The sequence below is a fragment of the Dolichospermum sp. LEGE 00240 genome, from assembly GCF_015207875.1.
Lineage (GTDB): Bacteria > Cyanobacteriota > Cyanobacteriia > Cyanobacteriales > Nostocaceae > Dolichospermum > Dolichospermum gracile.
This window is the reverse complement of sequence record NZ_JADEVZ010000060.1, coordinates 1-22,691: the sequence shown is the minus strand read 5'-3', so window position 1 is coordinate 22,691 and position 22,691 is coordinate 1. Positions and strand designations below refer to the sequence as shown.

Here is a 22,691-nt window from a genome sequence, read left to right as displayed (position 1 = left end):
GACAATTTTCAATGCGAACCTACTTAAGTAAATTAAAAATAAATAGGGTAATTTTTTGTATAATTACGAATTTAAAAACTTAAAAATTTAATTACTTCATATAAAGAATAATATGTAGACACAGCTTTATATTTCCTGACTTTCCAAAAAACCTCTTGAGGACTAGAAATAACTTCTACTGTAATTTGTGCAGATTTACCACCTTGTAACACTGTAAATCCTACTCTTTCTAAGGCGCGAATTGTCCAAATAGCAGCAACACCTTCACCTATTAACTTAACTTCCCCTTTATATGGTATATTTAGATTAAATTCCCCAGAAAAAATATTAAATTCCACCCCTTCACTGCGGAAAGTATCAGCAAATGCACCACTTAATATCAAATCTTCTGGTGCGCCAACGTGGAGAATACCATTATTTCCTAACAGCCAAATTTTATCAGCAAGGCGCAAAGCTAAATCTAAATCATGGGTAGAAAGCAGAATCGCTTGATTTGTATCCCGTGCTAATTGACGTAACAATTGCATAATTTCCACCCGGCGTGGTAAATCTAAAAAAGCTGTAGGTTCATCCAATAACATCACCATAGGCGACTGTGCTAAAGCTCTAGCAATCATGATTTTTTGTCGTTCACCATCACTTAATTCACTCACATTCCGTTGGGCTAAATTTACCGCCCCCACAGATTTTATCGCCCAATTAATAATATTTTCATCTTCAGATGATAACTTTCCCCACCAGTCAGTATAAGGATATCTGCCCATACTCACCAAAGCGTAAGCTGATAACATTCCCACATCAATTTTTTCAGTCAATACCAAACTTAAACGTTTTGCTAATTCCTGTGGTGGTAACTTATAAATATCATCTTCTAAAAGTTTAACTTCCCCAGCAATTGGTGGTTGCATTCCTGCCAGAGTTCGCAATAAAGTAGACTTACCAGCACCATTAGGACCAAGTAGACAAACTAATTCTCCTGTTTGCAAAGATGTAGAAATATTCGCGGCCACATTCCGAATAGTTTTCTGGGAAGTCTTATAACCAATAGTCAAATTATGAGTTTTCAGAATTGAGTTACTCATGACGGAAAAGATTTTCTAGAGTTACGTTGTAGAATTACCCAAGTAACAACAGGAGTTCCTATCAAAGCAGTAATAGCATTTAAAGGTAAAACCATTTGATTTATCAGAATTTGGGAAACCAAATCAGCAAATAAGGCTAAAATTGCTCCCATAATAATAACACTAGGAATTAATATCCGATGATCTGAAGTATTAAAAAGACTGCGGCAAAGATGGGGAATTGCTACACCTAAAAATGCTATTGGTCCACAAAAAGCAGTAATCGCTCCTGCTAATATAGAAGCACTGCTAATCACAGAAAATCTGGTTTTTTGGACTGTTAACCCTAAACTGCGTGCATAAGATTCACCTAATAAAAGTGCATTTAAAGATTTTGATTGCAGCACAGCAATTAATAAACCTACACAAATAACTGGAGTTAAAATAGCTAATTGTTGCCAAGTTACCCCAGTGAAACTTCCAAAAGTCCACATTATATAACTTTGAATCCGTTCTTGTGAACTAAATTGCAACAAAATACTTACCATTGCACTAGTCGCATATCCAAATAATAAACCTAAAATTAATAAAGTCATTGTATCTTGTACACGACGAGAAACAACTAACATCAACCCTAATACTGATGCTGCACCAAAACTTGCCGCTATGACTAAACTAAAATCACCAATCATTCCTAAATCAGTTAATAACGTCGGTACAGTCACACTTGCTGTCAGCAAAATTAATGCTACTCCTAAACTTGCACCAGAACTAATTCCTAATACAAAAGGACCCGCTAAAGGATTTTTAAATAAAGTTTGCATTTGCAAGCCACTTACCCCTAAAGCTGCACCAGCTAACGTTGCAGTTAAGGCTTTAGGTAGACGAAATTTGAGAATAATATTTGTCCATGTTGTCTTTTCTGCTTCTTGTCCCAGCAAGATATTCATAACCTCATGAATGGGAATATTCACAGCCCCAAATCCTAAATCCAGTAAGAATGCCAAAATTAAACAGATTAGTAAAATTGAAAAAATCAAATATTTCTTATTAATAAATTTCCAGAGTAAAAATTTATTAATAACCTCATGCTTTTTAATTAACATTATTTATTCACTTTTTGATAGTAAACTAGGTTATAATTGGGTAATATTTCTGGATGAAATATTTTAATTAAATCAGATAAAACCACATCAGGGTTACTAATCCCACTTTGCCAATAATCATTACCACCATTGGCACTAAGGCGAGCATTATTATTATAGAGATTTCCTTTTTTGAAAGCATGAAAATCACCATAACGATTATCTTCAGTCACAATATCTTTTAAACTGTTCCAAGATTGTCTAAGATTCAACCAATAATCAGCATTTGCAGCCCTTTCAAAAACAGCTTCAAAAGATATAGGTAAACTACCAGAAGACTTATCCTCACTCCAGAGGTAATTTGCACCTGCGTCAGCGAGATATTTTGCTACATAACTATTACCACCTGGTGTATGCCAAGTCCCCTTAAAATTGAAGCCTACAAACACAGTCGGACGATTTTTAACAGCTTTAGCTTTAGTAGCAATATCTTCGTATTTCTTAGCAATTTCAGCAAATATTTTTTCCGCCTCTTCCTCCTTATTAAAAAATAAAGCAGTAAATTTTAACCATTCACTTCTCCCCAGTGGAGTATCTTCCATATATTCAGCATTTATCGCCACCTTTAAACCAGCTTCCAACAACTTAGGAAAACTATCAGTTTGTTGATTTCCAGTCCCAAAAGTGGTAACTAACTCAGGATTAAGTTCTAAAACTTTCTCCACATTCACACTAGAATTATTGCCAACAGATACCACCTTACCAGCCTTGATTCTGTCAAGAAAATCTGGTGTAGTTACTTGTTTAATATCGCTAACACCGATTAACTTATCAACAACATTTAACTTAGAAAAATGTGGTAAATGAGTTGTAGAAAGAGAAATCACAGAATTTACAGGTGTAGTAAATACTTGGGACTTTTCAAACCCTGCTGGTGTCGGTGTACCGCATTGAACCAAAACATATTTAAAACCTGTTTTAGCATCTTTCCAGGGATTTTTAATCGTCACGACTTTGTAGTTTTTATAATATTCAACTGCAAAACCGATAGCATGAGTAACCTTCACCTTATTGGGAAAATAATCAACATTAGAATCATACTTTTGAACACAGCCATTATTAACTGAACTAACAACCGGACTATTCTGAGAACCTTGACAAGAAACAACCAAAACAGCAACTAAAAACAACTGACATAAAAAGATAATAATCTTAGACTTGCCAAAAATCATCTTCCATATTCCTCTTTGCGCCTCTGCGTGAAAAAATCACCCTACCCAAACACCAACTAAGGATATATATATTCAACAACCTTATTTCCCTCAACCAAATGTTCCTGTACAATTCTTTCTGCAACTTCCGGCTTAACACGACTGTACCAAGTTCTATCAGTAGAATGATAAACAACAGGCCCTAACTTACAAACCTGTAAACAACCACTTGTTCTCACTTCCAAATCTAATTCCGCCTTCTCAACAGCAGCCTTTAAAGCCTCAAAAGTAGGTTGCCATTTTCGAGAAGGATAACAACGTCCAGAAGTGCAAACTGCAATATAGGCACATTTGAGAGGATTTTTAGTAAAAGGAATTGGCTGTTTACCTAATACATAAATATCTCTAAGTTCCTGATAAAAATCTAACTTTTTAAAATCAGCCTTACCTTCAGGAAGCAAATTTTCATCCTCTACATAGGGATTAGGTAAAAATATCGTCATAGCCTTTTCACCAGCACCATTCCAAAATTGAATACCCCAACTTCTGGGTTCTCCTTCGGGATTTATCCTTCTATAAAATGCACCCTTATTAATCAAACGTTGCTGTCTTACTTCGATAGAAGTTTCAGCATTAGGACCACCTAAAGTTTCCTCAATACATAAATGAAAATGCCAATCTCTAGTAATAACAGTTAAATATCCATCATAGAGAACGCATTTTTTAGGTGCTTCGTGAAACTCCAACTCTAAAACACTACCTTGTTCCAAATGTCCCAAACCAACTTGATGCCAATTTTCTTGAAATAAAGTATAAGCTAAACAAGCCAGAACATCACCTTGACAATCAAAAAACTCATATTCAATTTGCCAATCATTTCCCGTAGCTTCAATTGTCTTTTCATTTACTGGTGTTACCCAACAATTAAAATCAGCCATAAAAAACTCTCCTTGTATTAAAACGTAGAACTCAAACCAACTTGAAAACCTCTCCCTCCGTCAGGAAAACCAGGAAACAACTGATAACGCTGATTAAAGAGATTTTCCAGGCTACCTGTAACCACCAGTTTATCATTTAAAGGTACACGCAGTTTAAAATCAAAGGTGGTATAACCAGATAAAAATTCTGTATTTGTATTATTAGTAGGATATCCATTTAAGGAATTCATTAATAAACCCAAATACAAACCTTGAGGATTTTCATAAGAAACTCCCAAATTTAATTTATCTGCACCAGCAAAGCGCAGTTCTTTGTCAATTTCCGCCGCATTAGAACTTTTCAGAATACGTGGATCATTTGCTGTGTAATTAACAAAAGTATAAATATTTTTGGCAAGTTGCAAATTCAAACTAGCCTCAATTCCCGTAGTTTCCACCAGTCCGATATTTTCCCAAGTTCCTGTATTACCATTTACTGGTGGTGTCAGTCGCTTAAAGGCAATTGTATCTGATACGCTATTTTTGAAAAAGGTTAATCTTACTAAACCAATATTACCAAGTTTTTGGTCAATGCCAATATCAAAACTATCACCTCTTTCTGGTTTAAGTTCTGGGTTGCCAATATTGCTAGGATTGACATTAAATAAATTAGCAATAGCAGGAACTCGGAAATTTTTGATGTAATTTGCTCTTAAAGTAGTTGAATCAGAGACAGCAAATTTTGTTCCTACAGATGGAGATGTAACAGAACCATTTACTAAGCTACTAAAGTCTTGACGTAACCCTAAATTAATAGTCAACTTAGGAATTAATGCTACTTCATATTTGCCAAATAATGCCCCTTGATTAATATCATTATCATAGTTCAATCTTTCTACATTAGTAGCATAACTAAAAGAAGTATTTCGGACATTAACAGTCCGATAATCAAAACCGTAAACTAAACTTTGATTTTTAGCAAAATTCCAACTGTGTGTGGTTTGAATTCCGTAAGCAGTTTGATTAGTCTTAAAGCGACTTGAACCACTAGGATCAAAACGAGTATTCAAAAGATCACCATAGACTCTTGCTGTTAATAAAGAATCATCCCCACTTCCTAATTTTGAATTCCAGGTTAAATCAGTTAAAACTTGATCTGTGTATTTGCGATTTTTATCTGTAAGTGAATTAAAAAAACCTTGTCCATTTACAGGGAAAGGAATTGGAACTCCTCCTGGTGTTCCTTGTTCTTTATTTAAGTATAAAGTCGAGAAACTGAGGGTATTCCGTTTTCCTAAATCTGCCTCTAATTTGACATTAAAATTGTTATAAAGTGCATCATTATTTTTTCGAGTTCCTGTAAAGTTAGCTTCGGGAATAGAAAAAGGATAATTATTTTCAGCTTGGGTACGGTTGTAACCTACAACCCAAGAAATATCACCTTTTTTGCCACTATTTTGAATACTCTGTTGATTGAGTCCGTAAGCACCAAAATTGACTTTTGCTTCTGTGGTAATTTTCTCTGTAGGACGACGGGTGATAATATTAATTACTCCCCCAATTGCATCAGAACCATACAGAGTTGAACCTCCTCCTGGTAATACTTCAATTCTTTGAATATTGTTAGTTGTAAATTCGGAAAGATCAAAACCACCACTTCCGGCATTATTAATTGGTCTACCATCAAGTAATATTAATACTTGACCAGTATTAGAACCACGAATTAATTGACCACTTAAAGCATTAACTTCTGTTCCCACTGTACCATCGCCTAATATACCAGGCAGAAATTTAAGTGCTTCTCTGATAGTTCTCGCACCTTGCGCTTCCATTTCTTCACCCGTAATTACATAAATTGGCCGGGTAGAATCTTTCACTGTTCCTTCCTGACGAAAGGGTGAAAAAACAGGTTCATTTAATAACTTCTCAATGACATCTATTTCAATATCAGCTTCTTTTTCTTCAATATCTGCTGGTGTATTTTGAGTAATTTTCTCTGTGACTGGTTCTTCATGTTGGGGAATTTCTACTCCTATAACTTTGCAATTCTCACACAACATTCCCAAAGTCATAGTCACACTAGACGCAACAATTTGAATTCCCAGTTTCGCAACTAAATTGATAGACATTTTTTACCTAAACACCTGTATAACTAAAAATTTGACCAAGGTAAAAGTTGCAGTCTTTTTCGTTAACTAGCACGGTAATTTACTCAATTACACGGTAAAAAAGACTGCGACAATAAAGAAAAAAGCCGCACTGCACTTGAATGAGAATTATAATCATTATCACACAAATGGTAAAAATTGCAATAGCGGCTTGGCATCAATTTAACTAGTCACCAACAGCAAAATACTTTTTATACTGATATCTAGTGAACAATTAACAACAGTTGACCTTTAACTTTGCCACTTATTTTAGTGCAGGTATTTTCGCTAAAATACCTTTTTTCAATGGTTCTGGGCGTTCTGACCAAGGTAGCAAACCATCCGCTTTAGCATAGTATAGACTGGCACATTTTAGTATAGCAAATGTACTATTATCTACGGGTAAATCACCAAAGAGATAGGTTGATTTTCCTGCTGCTGCAAAAGCAACGACACAGGAATGACTGCAAGCACTCATACATTCAACCCCCTGAATGGAGAATTGATTTTGCAATTCACTGTCTTCTGCAAATTCTTGAAGCTGTTTTAGTAGTTGTTCACCTTTACTTTCACCAACTCGCTTACCGTCTTCCCACTTACCACCACAAGTTGTGCAGACAAATAGATTATGTTTTTGATTGAGCATTGATTTAGAAATGTGTAAGAATCAGTTAAAAATGCAGACATGAAAGTTTTTACAGCAGCAACTTCTCCTGTAAATAAATAATGTTTGAAATCATTCCTTCCCAAGTTAAAAAAGGGCTGATATCAATTGGTGTATTTGATTGAATGGCAAACTGCTATGTCTATTTGAAATTGGCAGAAATCTATTGAAGATAGCAGTAAGCGTCAGTCATATACGCTTCCCGTTTTCTTGAATAAAAGGTTGTAAAAAATTAAATTGACTGTTGATTGTCTCAGAGTAATAGACAATCTGTAGAGAATCTCTGAAGCTAAAATGATTACTTTTGATGGAAATATTCATGATTTTACTCATCTGTACCACGCAGATGGATATGAGTTGATTTTACTTTCGGCGGGCATTCTGACTTAGAGAGATAAATCTCATTACAGCTGCGGGACAGCGTTGGATTTACACCAAACTTTCCCCCTTGCGTTTAATGGTTTTTGCCATTAAAACCGACGTTGAGGACAAACATACAATAATTATCGTTTATTGTCAATGGGAGTGGTAGGATAATTTTATTTAAGTCTTGCTGAATTGAACTGCAATTACAAAAGATTGTCGTTAAATATAGCAATTCCCATTCAAGTGAGGTACAAGCAGTAATAATTAAACGCAGATGGACGCAGATAAACGCGGATAATTTTGTACTTCATTAGACTAGGAAATGCTATATTGATAATTATTCTGTTACTTTATCTCCGTAGGGATTACTAAAAGCAGGGTTTTTAATAAACTCTTCATCAGTCAGACTTCGCAAAAATGCCAGTAAATCCTGTTTTTCACTTTTACTTAATTTAAACCCACTAATAAATTCACTTTTGAAAGGATTTGTACTACCAATTCCTGCAAACTCACCTGTTTTAATAGTTCTGCCACCAGCTTGATAATGGTCAATAACTTCCTCCAGAGTCGCTATACTACCATCGTGCATATAGGGAGCAGTGAGGGCAATATTTCGCAAGGTAGGAGCTTTAAAATGCCCCATATCTGTTGGTTTAGAAGTGATTTCATAAACACCAGTATTATTTGCCGGATAAGAACCTTTGCCATCAATATTATAAAGTCCAGTATTGTGAAAAGCAATTTCTTGAAAAGCTAATTTTTCGTGCATAACTGAATCTGTAAAATTAATTCCCCCATGACAGTGAAAACATTCTAAATTTTCGCTATTAAATAGTTTTTCACCCCGTTTAGCTGCTGCTGAAATAGCATTAGCATCACCACCAAAGCGATATTTATCATAGGGAGAATTAACAGAAATCAAACTGCGTTCAAAAGCTGCTAAAGCTTTCGTTAAATTGCTGAAGTTAATGGGATTTTTCTCATTTATAAAAGCATCTTTAAACATCTGCGGATATTTCGCGTCATCTCGCAACATTGCTAATATTTGTTTCTCCCTTCCTACCATTCCCATTTCTACTGGATGTTCCCCAAATATTGGCACTAAAGCTTGATTTTCTAACTTTGTTATTAAAGGATTAGCCCAAGTTAATATGGGATTGTAGGCAATATTAGCAAGACTCATGGAGTTACGAGGATGTTTTTCCCCAGTTGCTCCCACAGCCACTGTTTTACCATCAGTAAAAGCCAATTTTTGCAGATGACAAGTAGCACAGGAAAATTCACCTGTAATTGATAACCGTTGCTCATAAAAAAGATGTCTTCCCAATTCCACTTTTTGGAAATTCATCGGGTTATCGGCTGGTACAATTGGTTTAGGCATCCAAGCTGGAATATTCCAGTTATATACTGAAGTTGAAGATGCAGAAATGGTTGTACTCAGTCCCATTGATAAACAGACTGAGAACAAACAAATTGTCAGCAAGGTGAACCAGCGAGATAATCTCATTCGACTCTAAAAAATTTCTGTTTAGCAGCAGGTTTACCATTAAAAGGTAGACCGAAATTAGTCATAATCACATTGCAGTCACGATCATCAGGAGATGACATACAACCAGGAGGTGTATTTTTTTGGTTAATTGTTAAATTTGTGTTTCCTATTAAGGCGGCGATATCAGCAATTACGACATTTTTATTAACATCAAACTTGGTAAAAATGACTTTTGAGGTATTCAAATTACTACAAGTTGATGGTTTTTGACTTCCCTCAATTGCTTGACAACCAGTGCTACCCAAATGAATCGGAAAACCCTGAGCTTTTTCACTTTTTTCACCATGCTTTATCTGAGAATTATGAGTTTGGGTTTTCCAATCCAAACGAGCAAATTTATAACCAAATAGCCAATTCCACCATAAAGAAGTCAGATTTAATGGTGATGATGCAGTGACAGAATCAGCATGATTAAGATTGAAGGGAACACCTAAAGTAAATTGTAACCCTTGATAATTACCTTTGGGTATTGTCCCAACAATTTGATTGCGTGTTTCGACTGTACCATTAGCACAACCACCAGATTTATTTTCAAAGTCTAAGAGAGCGACATTTTGATATTGCCATTTTCCATCCTGTGTTAAATTCACAGGTATAGATTTACCATTATTATCAATTAAGGCAAGATCAGATACATAAAAACGGAAGTCATCAGGAGTAACTTTTGTGGCTGGTTTACCTAAAGTATAGGTTTTACCGCATTCAAAAGGTTGTTTACCGACTCTTCCTTGAAAATTAATTGTTACTTCTTGGGTGTTGGTAGTTTGAGCTACAGTTTTGGTAACGCCCCAAAAATTCCCAGCCAGGATAATTCCTGCTATTGTGGTAGATGTCAATAATAATTGCGGTTTCATGCTGGTTCTATAAATAAAGGAATTTAGTTACTTTTCCAGTGAGAGGGGCTATTAACGTTGATATTATGAACTATCTATTTTGAGTTAAATAAATTACTTAGTCAAAAGACAACTTGTCAAACTTGAGTTTTGATATAGCATTTCCTAGTTTAAATGAAGTACAAAATTATCTGCGTTCATCTGCGTTCATCTGCGTTTAATTATGAATGCTTGTACCTTACTGGAATGGGAATTGCTAAATATTAAAATTAAAAGAAGTCTGTGTTCTAATAACAAAGACTCCTTAGATAATTATTCAGTTTATAACTCACCGTCAACTTCTTATCCCAAGTTATTAAAGAAAGTTGACCAAAGAGTTCCTGTTACTCCTACTGCAATTAAAACATTAGTAAAAAATCTTCCTAGTTCGGTTTCTTGTCCTAGTCCTTTATCGTCTTGTCCTGCACTGAAAAATAATGACCAGGCTTGGTTAACATTAATTGTTTCAAAGTTATTGAAATCGGGACGAAATACAACTGGGCCAATTAAGTCTTTTTTAGGGAAATCAAAATCAGTTTTCATAGTTTTCCTCTTTTAATTTTGTATTTGTTGATTAAAAAACTGATTTACAGGCTTGTCAACCATCCAATCAAGCCATTTCCTGTAATCGCTTCTACAGCTATGAGTGAGACAAAGCCAATCATGGCTAAACGTCCATTCAGCTTTTCTGCGTATTCTGTGAAACCTACTCTTGGTGTTTGGTCTACTTTCATGATTTTCTTAATTTAATTAATGTTTTATTTGTTGATTCAAAAACTGATTTACAGGTTTGTTAACCATGCAATCAAGCCATTTCCTGTAATCGCTTCTACAGCTATGAGTGAGACAAAGCCAATCATAGCTAAACGTCCGTTGAGCTTTTCTGCGTATTCTGTGAAACCCGTTCTTGGGGTTTGGTCATCCCACATCTTATATTTAATTGCAACCAGCCACTTACCATCATTATGCAATGCCGAAAATTGCTGTAAAAATCAAAATCACGCAGCGATCGCACCCCAATAATGTAGGTTGTATTACTAATAGTGTTATAGTTATGCAATCGGTTCTGATGGGGTGCAGCCATTGGACGTAAGGGGGAAAGTCTGGTGCGAATCCGGCACTGTCCCGCAACTGTGAGCCATAATATGGTCAGTCAGGATGCCCGCCGAAAGAAAGACGTTTATAAAATCTGCGAGGTACAGATGATATCTAGAAAAAAACCGGGGTTAGTCAGTCTAATCCTCATGGCTGTTATTAGTTTTTACTTAGTAGTTGGTTTCCCCAAACCCGCCTACGCAATGCACATTATGGAAGGGTTTTTACCGGTGCAGTGGGCTATTTTTTGGTGGGTTGTCGCATTACCATTTTTTGTTTTAGGATTGCGGAGTTTGACTCGCATTACCCAGGCTAACCCGGAATTGAAACTTTTGTTAGGTTTGGCTGGTGCTTTTACTTTTGTACTGTCAGCGTTAAAAATTCCTTCTGTCACAGGTAGCTGTTCTCACCCCACAGGAACAGGGTTAGGTGCGGTGCTGTTTGGACCCATGACGATGACAGTTTTGGGTAGTTTGGTATTGTTATTTCAAGCTTTGTTGCTGGCACATGGCGGTTTAACTACTTTGGGTGCAAATGCTTTTTCAATGGCGATCGCTGGCCCATTTGCCGCCTACTGGATCTATAATCTCACAATGGGACTGAGTGGTAAACAAAGAATCGCCATATTTTTAGCCACCGCATTAGCAGATTTACTTACTTATATGATTACAGCTATCCAACTTGCTTTGGCTTTTCCTGCACCTGTGGGTGGATTTATCGCTTCATTGATTAAGTTCGCGGGAATTTTTGCTATCACTCAAGTACCCTTAGCAATTAGTGAAGGATTACTAACTGTGTTGGTGTGGAACTGGCTACAATCTTATAATCCTCAAGAATTGGAACTTTTGCAATTGATCAAGGGGAGAAATCAAAGTCATGAATCAATCTAATAAAAGCTTAAATAACTGGTTTTTAATATTAGCTATTTTAGCATTAGCAATTGCACCTTTAATATTTGTGCGTGGGGCAGAATTTAGTGGTGCAGATGGTGAAGCTGAAAAAGCCATTACAGAAATACAACCTGGATATAAACCCTGGTTTAAATCATTTTTTGAACCAGCTAGTAGTGAAATTGAAAGCTTATTATTTGCATCACAAGCAGCTTTAGGTGCGGGAGTAGTTGGTTATGCAATTGGTGTATATAAAGGACGTTCTCAGCAACCAAAACGTGAAGAATGAGTCTACAATTAGATACTTTAGCTTACACCAATCAACTACGAAAATTACCACCAGAACATAAACTAATTTTTGCATTTACGACTCTGATTATTTCTCTTTGTAGTCATGCCTTAGTACAAATTTTAATAGCACTTTGGATGACTGTTTGGATAGTAATCTATGCAAGAATTCCGGCTGGTGTTTATTGGCGATTGTTGATGTTTACCATAGTTTTCTGTTTGACAAGTTTACCAGCATTAATGGTAAATGGAGTTGCGATCGCTAATTTGCCAATCGTCCAATTAGATTCATGGTATGGACTGACTTTTGGACAGTTCTATATTTATATTAGCCGTAGTGGCAGCATTCAAGCATGGGGAATTTTAACTAGAGCATTAGCTTCTACATCTTGTTTATATTTTCTCGTGTTAACTGTACCTTTCACAGAAATATTACAAACTTTACGTTGGTTGAAATTTCCAGCCCTTTTAACCGATTTATTATTACTAATGTATCGGTTTATTTTCATTTTGCTCAAAACAGCCAATGAATTATTAACAGCACAAAATTCTCGTGGTGGTTATAGCACTTGGCATACTAGCATGAAGAGTTTAGCATTATTAATCGGACAATTATTACAGCGAACCTTACAACAATATAGTCAGTTTTCTCTCGGATTACAAGCACGAGGTTTTGCTGGTGAATTACGATTTTGGCATCCCCGACGTTATCATTCATCTCCACGATATACCGTTGAAGCAATTTGTGGCTGTGTCGTATTAATAGGATTAGAAATTTGCCGAAATGCAGGAATATTTACTCGAATTTGAGCAAGTATATTACACCTATCCAGGTTCAGAAAGGCTACAGCCACCAGCTTTAAATGGTTTAACCATGAAAATTCCCTCTGGAAAGAAATGTGCCTTAATTGGTCAAAATGGTTGTGGTAAAACCACACTTTTCTTATTAGCTAATGGACTATATAAACCCAATTCTGGTATTGTTAGTTGGTGTGGTAAACCGTTAATTTATAATCGTCATTATCTCAGTAAGATTCGCCAAAAAGTCGGTTTAGTATTTCAAGATCCTGAACAACAATTAGTAGCTTCTACGGTTGAAGAAGATATATCTTATGGTTTGTGTAATTTGGGTTTACCAGAAACAGAAATTAAACAGCGAGTAGAACAAGCATTAATTGAATTTGGATTAACCAATTTAGCAGAAACACCAGTACATCATTTAAGTTTGGGACAGAAAAAGCGAGTTTCCATTGCTGATGTTATGGTATTACACCCGGAACTATTAGTGTTAGATGAACCAACGTCATACTTAGATATTAAACATACTCGAAATTTGATGAAAACACTCAAAAAAATTCATCAAAATGGCAATACTCTATTAATAGCAACTCACGATTTGGATTTAGTATATCGTTGGGCAGATTGGGTTTTTGTCATGGATAAAGGACAATTGATGCTAGAAGGAACACCAGAAGATGTATTTAGTCAAAAGACACTTTTGGAGGAATTAGAATTGGGTATACCATTAATTTTATGCTGAAAACTCTTGTGGGGTAGACATCTTGCCTACCCTATAATAAATTTTACCTACCCAAATCGTGCATTTCATTAATTACCGCGAAAGTATGCGTGTAATACGGGACTGACCACCGACCACTTAAAGGCGTGATACAGTGCCAAACTAATTAAGGGTTCACGAGTTCTAATATAATTGAGGAAGGAATTAGGAGTCAGGAGTCAGAACTTATTTTAACTTCTAACTCCCAAATCTAACTGCTGATTTTTCCTAGATAAGTTGCCTAATGTTAAAGCCTGTTGTCCTTGAGGTGAAGTAGCATAACCTAAAAATGCTTGCAATCCGGCACTAGCAGGGTCTTTATAGACATAATACAGCGATCGCTTATAGGGGGGATGAAAGGGGAATAATTTTGAGATATCAACAATAAGGAATCCTGTGTGAGTTGTGAATATTGCCAGAGTCAGATCCCCGACCTCTCTAAGAAGTCGGGGATCTTGTTCTTGATCACTAATTTAGCGATTGCTACATAGTCCAGGTGGTTGGAAATTGCCTAGTACAGTGTATATTAATAATTGATAAAATAATTAAAGGAGAATTTACCCCATGAACAAATTACTAGATGAAACCCTATCTAATGAAATTGCTAAAACCATCAAAAGTAAAGCTAAAAAACCTTTTGATAATGCTTATAAAGCAGTTTCAATCACCGAAGGGGCAAAGTATATACAAGGCTTTTTAGTATTTGCAGGCCAGCCCTATAAACCGGTGGAACATGGTTGGATTGAAGTTAATGACGTAATCATAGATCCGACACTTCCCCATTTACAAAAAAATCCCCAAGAACTGTATTATTTTCCCGCCCAAAGCCTGAGTGCCAAAAAGCTCAAAGCTCTTATTGAAGAATCCAAAGAAGATTATCCAGAGGATGATCCTTTACCTATTTATGGCGAAGCCCCCTATGATTATTATGGTGATGTCATGTTGGGTGGTCTAGAATATTTGACAGCTTATCAAGCAGCACAGGCAAAATGTCAAGAAATAAATGGTTTAAATTTTGAAAAAAATTAGTCTCCCAGGGTAGAATTTCACATTATTTTCCTCCTAAATTGTTATTTATGGGCATCTCTCCATCTCCAAGTCAATCCAATCCCGAATACCGTCGTCGAGAAAATGACTGGCGGTTATTTTTACGCTTAGTTCCCTATGGTCGTCGTCATGGCAAACTATTAGCAGTATCCATGTTCATGCTTGTTCCGATTGCTGCTGCTAGTGCTATCAAACCCCTATTAGTAGGACAGGCAATTTCTTTAATTCGTAAAGAACCTAGCACATATCAATTTCTTCAAAATATCCCCCTGTGGCAAGGTTTAAATATCCTCATTGGTTTATTACTGATAGCAACTGCTGTTCGTTTATTATTAACAGGTGGACAAGGTTATTTAGTGCAAAAACTAGGACAGAAAATCACAGCAGATATTCGTGAGGATTTATTTACTCATGTAACATCTTTAGCAGTTCGGTTTTTTGATCAGACACCTGTAGGTAAATTGATTACGAGACTAACCAGTGATGTCGAAAATTTAGGAGATGTTTTTTCCACTGGGGCTGTAGGCATTGTCTCTGATTTACTATCTATGGTAGTAATTGTAGGATTGATGTTTTCAATTCAATGGCAACTTGCTTCTTTGTTAATATTCATTCTCTTGCCAATAACTTGGTTGATGATTTATTTTCAACAGCGGTATCGCATGGCTAATTATAAAACCAGAGAAGAACTTTCTACACTCAATTCTCAACTTCAGGAAAATATTGTCGGTATTAATATAGTCCAATTATTTCGCCGCGAAAAATTTAATGTCGAGTTATTTCGAGCTAATAACCAACGTTATATTAAGGAAGTAGATATTAGCATTTGGTATGATTCCGCTGTTTCTGCAACCTTAGAATGGGTTGGTTTAATTGCCATTTCCGGGGTACTATGGTTAGGTAGTTGGTTATTATTAAATCAACAAATCTCTTTTGGGATTTTATCAGCATTTATTTTATATGCCCAACAATTTTTTGAACCATTGCGGAATTTTGCGGAAAAGTTTACGGTGATTCAATCTGGTTTTACGGCTATTGAACGGGTGGTTGATATTTTAGATGAACCTATCGAAATTAAAGATTACTCTCAGCCTCAAAGTTTAAATGTAGATTTTGAATTTGGCTATATTAATGAGATAGCTTCTAAGTTAGAATCTCAAGATTTTACACCCGTTCCAGCTTTGGGAGAAATTAAGTTTGAAAATGTTTCCTTTGCTTATAAGGATGATGATTACGTGATTAAGAATTTAGACTTTACTATTCACCCAGGGGAAAAGGTGGCTTTAGTTGGTCCAACCGGTGCCGGTAAAAGTTCGATTATTCGGCTGTTATGTCGTCTTTATGAACCAACTCTAGGACGGATTTTGATTGATGGTGTGGATATCCGCGAGATTCCCCAAGTTGAACTAAGACGTTATATGACGGTGATTTTGCAAGAGGCTTTTTTGTTTGCTGGTGATGTCAAAAGTAATATTACTTTGGGTGACAATTACAGTTTTGCAGAAATTCAACAAGCAGCAGAAAAAACAAATGTGGCGACGTTTATTAACCAATTACCTCAAGGTTATGATACTCAGTTACGAGAACGAGCAACTAATCTTTCCAGTGGACAAAAACAACTTTTAGCCTTTGCGAGGGCGGCTATTCGTAATCCGCAAATTTTGGTTTTAGATGAAGCCACAGCGAGTTTAGATGTGGGAACGGAGGCTTTAGTTCAAGAAGCTTTAAATCAGTTGTTAGTACAACGAACTTCAATTATTATTGCTCACCGTCTCTCGACAATTCGGAATGTGGACAGAATTTTTGTGTTGAAACGGGGAGAATTAATTGAACAGGGAAGTCATGAAGAATTATTACAACAACAAGGATTTTATGCCACCTTACACAATTTACAAATGTTAGGAACTTAATCACAGGTGTGCAGCATTCCCGTTACTGTTGATATTTCCTGATCAGATTGTTATGGTTTCATGGCGGCCATTTTAGGTCAGTATAGCAGGGAAAAGTCCCTGCATTTCTACTTTTCTAGGTTGGAGAAAATGGCAACTCAATGATATAAAAATCTCTAGATCTCAGTTACAAAACTTAATTACAAATCACGAATTATTTTAATCTATTTCTGTTTCTACTTTATCCCCACGTTCCAGTTCCCAGAGAATTTGATTACCTTCACGTCTTACCCGTGAAACTATCCAATTTCGCCAACGCCATTCATCTCCCCGACTGGTAACCGCGCTAGAGTGAACACCCATTAAGTCTGCTAATTCTGAACTGGTAATTAGGTAGCCTTTTTCGGCAATTTCGTCTGCAATCCGCAAGGTTTCCACCAAATTGCGAAGTTGCAAAACCCTGATTTCAGTGGGTTGTTCGTTGGTTGTAGTCGCAGTTGGTGTTGTAGATAGTTCCATAGTGCTGGTATCTGATGCAGACAGACTGCTTTCTAGTGTATTTTTATTAGTTATTGTAGAGTTTATCGGATCATTAGGTACTTTTACTACGCTTATTTCTCCAATTTTAGGTAAAGTTTCGTGAAGAAAGTCGGGTAATAACTGTTTTAGGTGGGGGACTTTGTGATTAGCGAAGGAACGCGCAATTAGATCACAGCGTTCATTGCCAATATTACCTGAATGTCCTCGGACGTGCTGCCATTGTACCCTTTGGCTATTGAGTTGATCAAGAATTTCTAGGAGTTCTTGGTTTTGGACGGGATTTCCATCCGACTTTTTCCAGCCGTTCTTTTTCCAGCCCTTTACCCATTTTGTCACACAATCAATGACATATTTACTATCTGTGTACAGGGTAATAGGTTCAGTTTGTCGAGATGATTGGAAAAATTCCAAGGCGGCGATCGCTGCCTGCATTTCCATTTTATTATTAGTAGTGTGCTGGGATGAATCGCCCATTTCGTGAACTGAACCATCATTAAAATAGACGACTGTACCCCAACCACCCGGGCCAGGATTGCCGGTGCAAGCACCATCTGTGTATATACTTTTAATTAGACGTTGGTTAGACATACTACAAGTATCAAACTGTAAATATTATCAAGAAAGTAATTACTGACGAATTTTAGTCAATAGTCTTTAGAATATCATAGTTAATAATCTGGTTTTTCAGATTTGGTAAGCTTAATACACTCTGTTTATTTGAAAATGAGAATTGCTGTTTTAATCCGCGTTTAATTGCCGTAAAATACAACATCGTCAATTTTGGACTGAAACTCAAATCAAAGATGGCGATCGCTTGGAAGTAAGCTGTTACGCAGCTAAATTTGATAACCATAATTTACTTGAACTTTGTGGTGCGGGCATCTTCTTGCCCGCTAGAATTTACAAACTAAATGCACAACAGCTTAGTCACCATCATTGGTGGTGGTTAATTCAACAAACAAGAAGAACAAGATTCAGGACTATATAACCAGCGATGATAGGCCTTCCGTTTCGCTAATTCCTTACCTTGACGGCCAAGTTTTTCCCGAAGTTGTGCATCTTGACACAGCCGATTAAAAGTTTGCAAAACCTCATAACCAGAATCGGGATTTACTAACAGGCCATTTTCTTCATGATGAACTGCATCTAAAACACTACCTAAACGAGAAGCAATTACAGGTTTACCAAAATAACCAGCTTCTAAATAAACCATACCAAAATTATCTATGGTTTGATCTTCATAATTATCTGAACTTAACATAGCGAAAATATCACAAGCTGCATAATAACCGGCTAAATCCCGTTCTGGTACATAGCCAGCAAAATGTACACGTTGATCAATTCGTAACCTTTTTGCTTGAGATTTTAGCTGGATTTCACAAGATCCTTCACCGCAAATAATGCAGTGAGCATCCACACCAAAATTTAGCAATACGGGAATATTATCTATTACCCGATTAAAGTTTTTATGTTTAACCAAATCACCCACAGAAAGAATAACTATCGCTGTTTCAGGAATATTATAAATCTCACGAATACGATTACGTAAATCATCAATATGACTCAAACTAGTGGGATTACCAAATCTTTCTGGCCTCACTACCGGATTAATGACATGAGTGGGTGTATCTAAACGAAAAGTATTTCTTAAAGAATTGCGAATATAAGAACTATTACAAACAATTCCATCGGCACGGTTGAGAGTTAATTTTAATAGCCATCTCCATAATGGATTACTAGCTACACTTAGTAAATCATTCCCATGTAAATAGATGAAAAAGCGAATTGGTAAAATATAACTGAGTACCAACAATGCCGGAAAATCATAACCGTGACACCATTCAATATAGCGGTAATGATAGCGAAAATATAATTTAATCGCTAATAAAAAAGCAGCAATAATATTAAAACCAGATTGGATTATATTTCCCAGCCAGTGATCACACCAAACCGGAAAATTAAACCAACGATAAACAGGAAATTGTTGGGATTTATCAAATTTCTTATCTCCAGCACAACCACCAGCTAAGACAATTACCCGATCTGGATCTTGTAAACAGCGATTGTAGACATATTCACCGATTATAGCCTCATCTGGGCGAAATATTCGGGAAATAACGAGGATATCTGGGTAAGCTGTTTTATCTCTAACTTGTAACCCTAGTTGTGATATATTTTCCATAATTAAGCTTGCTTGATAAATGAACTGGAATTAGGACATTATCTTAAATTCAATAAAAAGCTGTTACTTCTATTCGGTTGCAGCACTACTAAATCATTGCTGAATTTTGCCCTATCTAGAAATAAAGTTTTTAGATGTTGCTGATTTAAAAAAAATGCAATACCGTTATTAAATTTGTGAGCATTCAGATTAGTCACAATAATAATGGATTTTAGAGTTATATGAAATTATTTTCATCAAATATTTCTCCTCTATATTCCCGAATTACCAAGTATTATGACTTCTGAATTGTTATTAACATTATCAAACACCTGACTGACAAAACTACAAATTATTAACCTATTTTACCGCTGATCATTGTTCGATTTGCCCAGGTTGATTAATGCTGGATAATTTATCTGCATAATTAAAGATAGTCATGATTTACCACTAATACTGCCAAGAGATTACTCAGAAACTGCTTGGAAAATTGTTAAATCTAACTATTTCCTTTATAATACCCCAAATACTGGCTATTTTAGTGCCAAATCGCCAGAAAATATTGGTGCTTTTGTCATCTGAGTCATAGCATTTACTGCCAAATAATGATTTAATGACGCTCATTATTTCTACCTTTGTTGATTACATAATCTTTCTCGTTTATTATGGTATCAATCATTGCACTTAGCCCACCTCAAGTTTGAATACCTTTAAATGGTAATCATGGGTATATTTGCCGCAATAAAGCCTATTTTCAAGGCTAATTTTTCAATCTAACTCAACAATTGATAAATAGTCAGTGTAAAATTTATAATTGTCACTGCGCTTACATCACTGATAAAAAGTAAAACCCCCTAAAATATAAGTGCTGAATATTCTATCTCTATCCGGAAAAAATTAGTTAGTAGCAGAAATGGCAATATAAAAAAAACTCGTATCATTTACAACCCACATTCGCGGTGCAACCGTCACCCCGCAGATGAATACAGATAAATACGGATAAATTAATTGGTTTCATGATTCTGTCCAGGGTCTAATGTGAAGAATCATTTCTAGAACTGTTAACTTGATCATTAATAGAGATAATTTGTTCATTTTGATTCTATGGATTCCCCAAGATTAATATGTTTGTAAGTACCAAAATAACTCTCTCCCATTTACCTGCTTTGAGTAAGTCGAAGATATATAAAAATATTGCCCCTGTGATATTTGGTGTGATATTATCAGGATTAATGCCCGGTGTTGTTGGGGCAGAAACAGTGATGGAAAAGGTAGCACGGACAGGAGTATTAACTGCTGGTACGAGCAAAGATGCTTTACCATTTGCCTACTCCGACAGTCAAGGAAAGTTGACTGGTTATTCTGTGGATATGCTAACTTTAATCCAACAGCAATTAGAAAAAGAATTAGGCAAAAAAATTACACTGAAGTTAGTTGCAGTTAACCCAGCAGCAAGGATTCCCAAAATTATTAACCGCCAAGTTGATATTGTCTGTGATGCCAGTAGTTTTACTTGGGAACGAGATAAAAAAGTTGATTTTTCAATTAGTTATGGTGTCACAGGAACTCAAATCTTAATTAAAGAGGCAACCAATTTAGGTTCACCAGAATCCCTCATTAATAAGCGTGTGGGTGTGTTAGCTGGAACTACCAACGAACAAGCAATCAAGCAAATACAACCCCAGTCCAAAATTGTATATTTGAAGACTAGACCAGAAGGATTTGCGGCTTTAGAACAGGGTAAAATTGACGCTTTTGCATCCGATAGTATTCTTTTAGAAGGATGGTTACAAACAGCAAAAAATCCAGATAGTTTTGCGATAGTACCCCCTCGTCCCTATTCACGAGAAGGAATTGCTTGCATGGTTCCTGAAAATAACTCTAAATTCCTCAATTCAGTGAACTATTCCCTCGTTAAATTTATGCAAGGATTTGTCAACGATAACCCTAAATATGTGGCAATTTTTGACCGTTGGTTTGGTTCCCAAGGTGCTGTCTATCTCAACCGAGATTTACGTGATTTAGCTGTAGAAACCATGCAATTAATGATCGAGTTTCATGAAGCAATTCCCCAGAAAGATTTGTAGTTTGTAGTTATTAATTAGCATTTCCTCATCATATTGAGTATATTATAGCCCCATCCTTGCTTGCGGGGATGGGGTTGGGGGTGGGGTTCTTGTACCTGACTGAATTAAAAACCGCTATATTCGTGATGACTAAGATTTGAACCTTAACAAGATTACGAAACATATAGATTTGTAAGGGTTGAGTAGCGCTCATTGGTGTTAACTTCAGTTAAAAATGGTTTATCTGTTGGTTTCTACACCCGCCAGAGAATAAATTCTCTGTCTCATAGCTCAAGTCCGTTAAAATGGACTCAGAAATTTTCCAAGTATTTAGTCATCTTCAGATGACTTGTCACCGCTTGAGATTTACCTTTAACTGTCACCCTATCAATAATTCGTTTATTTACTGCTCATCATCTTGTAAGGTTTCAATTAATAAATCTACCTGCTGCTGTCGCTGCTGTAAAAAACTATCACATTCCTTTAAATATTCAACCGCAGTCGCAAATTCCGTAAATACGTCGGCTAATTCTAATTCACCACTCTCAATGCGAGTGATAATAGTTTCAATTTCTGCTATCTTAGCTTCATAACTTCCTCCATTTGCGAACATGGATTTAATCGAACTATTCCGTTTTACCATAAAATTTTCCTACCTAAATAAATTATGAATTTAACCAATCATCCAACAATTAGCAGTATCTATGAGGTCTGTGTTGGTGTCGTAGACGCTATTTCCGCAATTCAATATTGGCAACAATTTGGTTATCGGATTGGAGAAATAGGAGAATTAACCCCAACTACAGCTTATCAACTATATCGGGTCAATTCACCTTTACAGTCAATTCGACTTTATCATCAAAGTGCAGATCATGGATTAATTCGGTTAATGATTTGGCAAAATCCCACATCTACAGGGTTAGGTGTGAGTTCCATGAAAAGCAAAGGTAATCGTTGGGCTACTACCTTAACTGCTGATATATTGGGTATTTTAAATCATGCGGAAGCAGCAAAATCAATTGGTGAAAACATTCTTTACACTCAAACTCAATGGGAAGTAATTTATAACAAAGATCAAAAAATTCGTCCTTTCGTAGAACCGTTGGTGGGAGTACGAGAAATGCTATTGCTTCAACCATTTAGTCGGCAAGTTTTATTGGCTCTTGCGTCCCTTTTATGGAGAATTAATACTAAAGTGCCAGTTTAATAAACTACGTAATCTAAAATTACTAAAGTTGCGAAATCCATATCCAAGTCTTTTGATTAATTTGAGTTTATTATTAAT

General features: G+C 36.0%; 22 protein-coding genes, 2 pseudogenes and 2 riboswitches. Of the genes and pseudogenes, 8 read left to right on the top strand and 16 right to left on the bottom strand.

The genetic code is table 11. The features are described from left to right. Nucleotides 1–71: 71 nt before the first annotated feature. From IQ226_RS18085 to IQ226_RS18035, 11 genes are all read right to left on the bottom strand, one after another. Nucleotides 72–1,082, bottom strand: a complete 1,011-nt coding sequence (locus IQ226_RS18085; protein WP_193897600.1) for an ABC transporter ATP-binding protein — start codon at nucleotides 1,080–1,082, stop codon at nucleotides 72–74. Beyond that, entirely contained in the window at nucleotides 1,079–2,167 is a 1,089-nt protein-coding gene (locus tag IQ226_RS18080) for an iron ABC transporter permease (RefSeq protein WP_193897598.1), read from the bottom strand. The genes IQ226_RS18085 and IQ226_RS18080 overlap by 4 nt, the downstream gene beginning before the upstream one ends. Then, nucleotides 2,167–3,378 carry an ABC transporter substrate-binding protein gene (locus tag IQ226_RS18075; RefSeq protein WP_193897596.1) on the bottom strand — a complete coding sequence of 404 codons (1,212 nt, stop codon included), beginning with the start codon at nucleotides 3,376–3,378 and terminating at the stop codon, nucleotides 2,167–2,169. The genes IQ226_RS18080 and IQ226_RS18075 overlap by 1 nt, the downstream gene beginning before the upstream one ends. 56 nt (nucleotides 3,379–3,434) lie before the next feature. Next, the gene (locus IQ226_RS18070) at nucleotides 3,435–4,295 is read right to left on the bottom strand and encodes a ferredoxin (protein WP_190382388.1); all 861 of its coding nucleotides are present in this window, start codon (nucleotides 4,293–4,295) and stop codon (nucleotides 3,435–3,437) included. 17 nt (nucleotides 4,296–4,312) lie between these two features. Then, on the bottom strand, nucleotides 4,313–6,403 hold the full coding sequence (locus IQ226_RS18065; protein ID WP_193897594.1) for a TonB-dependent siderophore receptor: 2,091 nt from the start codon (nucleotides 6,401–6,403) through the stop codon (nucleotides 4,313–4,315). Nucleotides 6,404–6,686: 283 nt separating this feature from the next. Then, nucleotides 6,687–7,067 (bottom strand): DUF1636 domain-containing protein, encoded by a 381-nt coding sequence (locus tag IQ226_RS18060; RefSeq protein WP_193897592.1) that lies wholly within the window; start codon nucleotides 7,065–7,067, stop codon nucleotides 6,687–6,689. Between the two features lie 371 nt (nucleotides 7,068–7,438). Further along, nucleotides 7,439–7,581: riboswitch (cobalamin riboswitch) on the bottom strand. 207 nt (nucleotides 7,582–7,788) lie between these two features. Beyond that, nucleotides 7,789–8,832 carry a methanobactin export MATE transporter MbnM gene (locus IQ226_RS18055; protein ID WP_228039535.1) on the bottom strand — a complete coding sequence of 348 codons (1,044 nt, stop codon included), beginning with the start codon at nucleotides 8,830–8,832 and terminating at the stop codon, nucleotides 7,789–7,791. A gap of 122 nt (nucleotides 8,833–8,954) precedes the next feature. Further along, nucleotides 8,955–9,854 (bottom strand): MbnP family copper-binding protein, encoded by a 900-nt coding sequence (locus IQ226_RS18050; RefSeq protein ID WP_193897588.1) that lies wholly within the window; start codon nucleotides 9,852–9,854, stop codon nucleotides 8,955–8,957. A gap of 321 nt (nucleotides 9,855–10,175) precedes the next feature. Further along, complete coding sequence (locus IQ226_RS18045) at nucleotides 10,176–10,415, bottom strand: hypothetical protein (protein ID WP_193897586.1); 240 nt, start codon at nucleotides 10,413–10,415, stop codon at nucleotides 10,176–10,178. Nucleotides 10,416–10,459: 44 nt separating this feature from the next. Next, nucleotides 10,460–10,606, bottom strand: coding sequence for a chlorophyll a/b-binding protein (locus IQ226_RS18040; protein ID WP_039204925.1), 147 nt, complete (start codon nucleotides 10,604–10,606; stop codon nucleotides 10,460–10,462). 48 nt (nucleotides 10,607–10,654) lie between these two features. Beyond that, nucleotides 10,655–10,843 (bottom strand): high light inducible protein, encoded by a 189-nt coding sequence (locus IQ226_RS18035; protein WP_370567197.1) that lies wholly within the window; start codon nucleotides 10,841–10,843, stop codon nucleotides 10,655–10,657. 73 nt (nucleotides 10,844–10,916) lie between these two features. Then, a riboswitch (cobalamin riboswitch) is annotated at nucleotides 10,917–11,057 on the top strand. A 17-nt stretch (nucleotides 11,058–11,074) separates the two neighbouring features. Between IQ226_RS18035 and IQ226_RS18030 the strand changes: the two genes are divergently transcribed. The 4 genes from IQ226_RS18030 to IQ226_RS18015 are packed head-to-tail and all read left to right on the top strand — an operon-like array spanning nucleotide 11,075 to nucleotide 13,685. After that, nucleotides 11,075–11,857, top strand: a complete 783-nt coding sequence (locus tag IQ226_RS18030) for an energy-coupling factor ABC transporter permease (RefSeq protein ID WP_193897582.1) — start codon at nucleotides 11,075–11,077, stop codon at nucleotides 11,855–11,857. After that, nucleotides 11,844–12,146 (top strand): energy-coupling factor ABC transporter substrate-binding protein, encoded by a 303-nt coding sequence (locus IQ226_RS18025; protein ID WP_193897580.1) that lies wholly within the window; start codon nucleotides 11,844–11,846, stop codon nucleotides 12,144–12,146. Before IQ226_RS18030 ends, IQ226_RS18025 begins: the two co-directional genes overlap by 14 nt. Then, nucleotides 12,143–12,955 (top strand): cobalt ECF transporter T component CbiQ, encoded by an 813-nt coding sequence (cbiQ, locus tag IQ226_RS18020; RefSeq protein ID WP_193897578.1) that lies wholly within the window; start codon nucleotides 12,143–12,145, stop codon nucleotides 12,953–12,955. Before IQ226_RS18025 ends, cbiQ begins: the two co-directional genes overlap by 4 nt. Continuing rightward, on the top strand, nucleotides 12,930–13,685 hold the full coding sequence (locus IQ226_RS18015; RefSeq protein WP_193897575.1) for an energy-coupling factor ABC transporter ATP-binding protein: 756 nt from the start codon (nucleotides 12,930–12,932) through the stop codon (nucleotides 13,683–13,685). The genes cbiQ and IQ226_RS18015 overlap by 26 nt, the downstream gene beginning before the upstream one ends. A 74-nt stretch (nucleotides 13,686–13,759) precedes the next feature. Here IQ226_RS18015 and IQ226_RS26025 read toward each other — a convergent pair. Continuing rightward, nucleotides 13,760–13,852 (bottom strand): annotated as a pseudogene (locus IQ226_RS26025) (1-acyl-sn-glycerol-3-phosphate acyltransferase); the annotation flags it as partial. 415 nt (nucleotides 13,853–14,267) lie between these two features. Between IQ226_RS26025 and IQ226_RS18010 the strand changes: the two are divergent. Both IQ226_RS18010 and IQ226_RS18005 read left to right on the top strand, forming a co-directional pair. Beyond that, a complete protein-coding gene (locus IQ226_RS18010) occupies nucleotides 14,268–14,732 on the top strand; it encodes a hypothetical protein (RefSeq protein ID WP_193897573.1) in 465 nt (154 codons plus the stop codon). A 47-nt stretch (nucleotides 14,733–14,779) separates the two neighbouring features. After that, nucleotides 14,780–16,660 carry an ABC transporter ATP-binding protein gene (locus IQ226_RS18005; protein WP_193897570.1) on the top strand — a complete coding sequence of 627 codons (1,881 nt, stop codon included), beginning with the start codon at nucleotides 14,780–14,782 and terminating at the stop codon, nucleotides 16,658–16,660. A 198-nt stretch (nucleotides 16,661–16,858) separates the two neighbouring features. Here the strand turns inward: IQ226_RS18005 and rnhA are convergent, their stop codons facing one another. Next, nucleotides 16,859–17,767, bottom strand: a complete 909-nt coding sequence (gene rnhA, locus IQ226_RS18000; protein WP_193897568.1) for a ribonuclease HI — start codon at nucleotides 17,765–17,767, stop codon at nucleotides 16,859–16,861. A 358-nt stretch (nucleotides 17,768–18,125) separates the two neighbouring features. Next, a complete protein-coding gene (locus tag IQ226_RS17995; protein WP_193897567.1) occupies nucleotides 18,126–19,361 on the bottom strand; it encodes a glycosyltransferase family 4 protein in 1,236 nt (411 codons plus the stop codon). Between the two features lie 1,103 nt (nucleotides 19,362–20,464). On the opposite strand from IQ226_RS17995, the gene IQ226_RS17990 reads away from it, so the two are divergent. Beyond that, the gene (locus IQ226_RS17990) at nucleotides 20,465–21,427 is read left to right on the top strand and encodes an amino acid ABC transporter substrate-binding protein (protein ID WP_193897565.1); all 963 of its coding nucleotides are present in this window, start codon (nucleotides 20,465–20,467) and stop codon (nucleotides 21,425–21,427) included. A 382-nt stretch (nucleotides 21,428–21,809) separates the two neighbouring features. Here the strand turns inward: IQ226_RS17990 and xseB are convergent, their stop codons facing one another. Further along, a complete protein-coding gene (gene xseB, locus IQ226_RS17985; RefSeq protein ID WP_193897563.1) occupies nucleotides 21,810–22,049 on the bottom strand; it encodes an exodeoxyribonuclease VII small subunit in 240 nt (79 codons plus the stop codon). Nucleotides 22,050–22,073: 24 nt separating this feature from the next. On the opposite strand from xseB, the pseudogene IQ226_RS17980 reads away from it, so the two are divergent. Further along, a pseudogene (locus IQ226_RS17980) lies at nucleotides 22,074–22,562 on the top strand (VOC family protein); the annotation flags it as partial. Nucleotides 22,563–22,580: 18 nt separating this feature from the next. Here IQ226_RS17980 and IQ226_RS17975 read toward each other — a convergent pair. Next, the coding region (locus IQ226_RS17975; RefSeq protein ID WP_143336292.1) for a transposase at nucleotides 22,581–22,691 on the bottom strand (111 nt) is incomplete at its 5' end.